This window comes from Capnocytophaga catalasegens (genome assembly GCF_026005215.1).
Taxonomy (GTDB): domain Bacteria; phylum Bacteroidota; class Bacteroidia; order Flavobacteriales; family Flavobacteriaceae; genus Capnocytophaga; species Capnocytophaga catalasegens.
In genome coordinates this window covers 1-3,444 of record NZ_BPMA01000051.1, presented here as the reverse complement: position 1 = coordinate 3,444, position 3,444 = coordinate 1, and the positions used below count along the sequence as shown (strand labels likewise).

The 3,444-nt window shown below is 34.7% G+C and carries 7 protein-coding genes; all 7 read right to left on the bottom strand.

Going from position 1 to position 3,444, the window contains the following annotated elements:
• Positions 1-193: hypothetical protein (locus OO775_RS11540; protein WP_264847317.1), on the bottom strand; the 193-nt coding region annotated here is incomplete at its 3' end.
• Between the two features lie 75 nt (positions 194-268).
• On the bottom strand, positions 269-850 hold the full coding sequence (locus tag OO775_RS11535; protein WP_264847316.1) for a hypothetical protein: 582 nt from the start codon (positions 848-850) through the stop codon (positions 269-271).
• A 32-nt stretch (positions 851-882) separates the two neighbouring features.
• Entirely contained in the window at positions 883-1,341 is a 459-nt protein-coding gene (locus OO775_RS11530; protein ID WP_264847315.1) for a hypothetical protein, read from the bottom strand.
• 19 nt (positions 1,342-1,360) lie between these two features.
• Positions 1,361-1,945, bottom strand: coding sequence for a hypothetical protein (locus OO775_RS11525; RefSeq protein WP_264847314.1), 585 nt, complete (start codon positions 1,943-1,945; stop codon positions 1,361-1,363).
• Between the two features lie 2 nt (positions 1,946-1,947).
• The gene (locus tag OO775_RS11520) at positions 1,948-2,340 is read right to left on the bottom strand and encodes a hypothetical protein (RefSeq protein WP_264847312.1); all 393 of its coding nucleotides are present in this window, start codon (positions 2,338-2,340) and stop codon (positions 1,948-1,950) included.
• A gap of 1 nt (position 2,341) precedes the next feature.
• Positions 2,342-3,070, bottom strand: coding sequence for a coiled-coil domain-containing protein (locus OO775_RS11515; protein ID WP_264847311.1), 729 nt, complete (start codon positions 3,068-3,070; stop codon positions 2,342-2,344).
• 26 nt (positions 3,071-3,096) lie between these two features.
• On the bottom strand, positions 3,097-3,396 hold the full coding sequence (locus OO775_RS11510) for a hypothetical protein (RefSeq protein ID WP_264847310.1): 300 nt from the start codon (positions 3,394-3,396) through the stop codon (positions 3,097-3,099).
• Between the last annotated feature and the right edge of the window lie 48 nt (positions 3,397-3,444).

The following is a 3,444-nucleotide window of genomic DNA, read 5'->3' as shown; positions in this document are numbered from 1 at the left end:
TTGCGTTTTTCAAAAAAAATACTTGTGCATTGGTAATTCCTATTTCAACAGGAAATTTCGGGTTGTCAGTGTCAAAAACAACAAGATGAACTCCTAAACAAGTCCCGTCTTCTAACGAGAGACTGTCTGCAAAAGCCAAACTACCCGCAGTCATTGTGAAATTAAGCCTTGTGTATATTATATTACTTGTCATTGTATTTATTTTTAATTCAACTTATAAAAAGCCCGCCCGAGACCGAGCGGGCTTTTCGTAGTAGAAACTGAAAGACTATCTTTTTAAATAGGTTTCAAATCCTTTGAGCAACACACGAATATATGAGCTATCTCCCGATGAAACCTGAATGGTACTTCCCATTGGGGTTTCTAAGAACATTTCAATAGGCGCATTGGGTTCTAAAAGAGCCAAAGCTCCTAATTTTCGATATACTTCAAAAGATTTTTTAGCCATCTCAATAGATGCTACTGGTAATTTCAACACAATTTCGTTTTTCTGACGAATAACAAGCGTTGAAGATAAAAGTACAGCAGGAAGTTCTTTGTCATATTTCACGGCAAAAACTTTGTCTGTTGCTTTTGTTCCTTCCCCATACTGGATCGTTACCCCATCAATCACAAAATAACGTTTGTCTTCGAGTTTGTTTCCATCAAAATTGGTTATTCCTACCTCTTGGGTAATGTTTCCTGTTAAAAGTGGTACATTGCCTCCCGCCGTAAAAATTGTATTTACATACAATTCTGATGGCGTTGGTTTCATTGTAGATAAGGGCAAATTCAATGCCTTATCTTGATTTACTTTCATCAAGTAGTTAGCTACTCGTAAGTATTGTTCTTCGTTTTGTAAAAAATCCATTTTTTAAATTTTAAATGTTTAACTTCTTTTTATTACACGCTCGCAAATTGTTCTTGTGCTTGTGGTAGCGACAAAAATTCATCTTGATACGGATTATTCAACATTGGATTATTGCTATAATCAAAATAACCATCTCCGTTATCATAAGCTGGCTCTACATACACATATTGCGTATCTGGTTCGCCTAATCCAACTTTAATAACCCCATCTTCTTTTGGTTTTACTAATCCTTTTACAAGACTGTTAGCCTGTGTTGCTGCTGCTCCAATAGCCATACCTTGTAATAATTTTCCAGTTGTTGTTTTAGGATTAGCCATTGCCCCTCCTATCACACTCAACGCTAAAATAATACCTGACTTTGCGGTATCTTTATCTTTGAGAAAAGGGAGCTTATTGTGAAGCACACGAGACACAAAAGCACCAACAAAAGCGCCTCCTGTATAAGCTCCTACCTCTGAAAGATTTTCTGATTTTAATCCATTTTTACTCATTTGTAACACATTTAATTTATTATTTATTATTTTTATTTTGGTTCATCATCACCATCAGCAGCAATACAAATACTGCTCCACCAATACCTATATAGAGTGCTGTATTATTAGTGGGTTTTTCCTGACTTTTGAGCAAAAGCATCATTGTTTGAAAATCTATTCCTTGTGCTTGCTGAGATTGAACATAATCGACCAAAACCTCTTTGTCTTCATTGGTAAGTGGTTGTTTTGTACCTGTTTGATCAATATAGTACGAACCTGTACGTTTTATATTATTTATCAAATCATTAACAGAAGAGGCTGCACCTACAATATTAGATAATCCATTTAAGAGTGTGTCCAATCTTCTTTCTCCATTTCTTTCAAAATAAGATGGGCGTTTTTTACGCAATTCTTGACGTGCAAGCCTATTGGCTTGGCGTTGTTGTTTAGGAGTTAAGGAGGCTTGTGGTTTTCGATTGATTATATTACCTGAAATAGAGCCTCTCTCAGAAGATAATAAATCTTTCATTTGTGGGGACTTATGTATTGGAACAACTCCTTGGGTTTTTCCTGCTCCTAAACTAGCATATCCTAACTGATATATTCCTAATTTTGTTTCCATTTTTATTTATTATTTTTTATTGCTGTAAAAAAAATCCCAAAAAAAAGTAATCCTCCCAACATATAAACAATTGTGTTATCATTTTGGGGCTTTTCATATTGTTTGTCCAAAAGCCTTCTTTTATCGGCTGCATTTTGCATTTGCATAGCTCGGTCAAAGGCTAATTGTTTTAAATTTTCTTCGTGTTGTTCTTGCAATATTTTAATCTCTTCGGGGGTGAGTTGCCGTTGGTTGATAATTGTTACATTTTCACTTGTTTGCAAAGTGCCACCTCCTGAATTTTGAGAAGACTTAATCGTTCCATATACATTTGCCCCAGTGTTAATTAGAGTAGTACCAACATCAACTATTTTCGACAAATTCGGAGCAGATAAATATTTTTGTGAAACATTCATTTTATCCTTTTACTTTTACAATTGTTTTATTGTTGTTCAAAAGAAAATATCCGCCAACAGCCATAGCAAAAAATATCCAAATTGTATTATTGTTATTGTTTTGATTGGGTGTAGCTGCTTTTTCACGGGCTTGTTTTTCTTGCTCCAATGCTAAGCGTTCGGCTTCTTTTCGTGCCAAATATAGCTTTTTAGTCTCGTCAATTTCTTTGTTTATTTTAGCCAATTCCGAACGCAAACTTGTAACTTCATTAGCTAAACTATTGGCAGCATCACGGATTTTTTGCATTACTTCGGGAGAAAATTTTTCTTTCAGTATATTAAGTTCTCTACGGACGCCATCACGTTCAGCCTCTTTTACCTTCATATCTTGATGAGTGCGGTCTCTTCGATTTTTTTCCGAAGTACAAGACGAAATATTCCAAAATCCCAAGGCATTTGCTACTTCGGGGTTAAGTTGCCACGATTTTAGTTTTTGTCTGGCTTTTTCTATTTCACCTTTCAAGGTTGCTATCTCGTTTCGGTTACTTACTTGTTGACTTTCCAAAAGCTCATATTCTTTTTGAGCCGTTCCATTTTTAAGTCCGTCCATTTCCCGATAAAATGAATTGATTTCATTCTGATAGCTTCGTGTAATTGCTTCGTGTCGGTCGGCATCTCTGTGGTAGTCTGTACAAAGTCCTGCTAAACCACAGCTACCGTTTAATCCTGTATTGTATTGTGTATCAAACATTCTTTATATGCTTTATAATTATTATCTTATTGTTTTATTTTCTTCATAATAAATAACCCTACCAAAACAAGTAAGGTAATATTTAGTAATTTTTTATCTTCAATACTTGCTTTTCTATCAGCATTGTCTTGGGCAATACTCATTACATTTTCTAAACGGCGTTTTTCGTCGGAAAGACGCTGGGCTCGAATAGTTTTCAATTCTTCCCAAAAAGTAGCTTGCATTTTTAAATACGCTTCGTATTTGTCAAGCGATTTTTTCAATACTTCTTTTGAATAATCTTTTGTATATCCGTAATTAAAAATAATTTTGTATATTTGCCTCAAAATCAATAGTTATGAATATTTTCAGTTTCATGGCACATTTCGGTACAG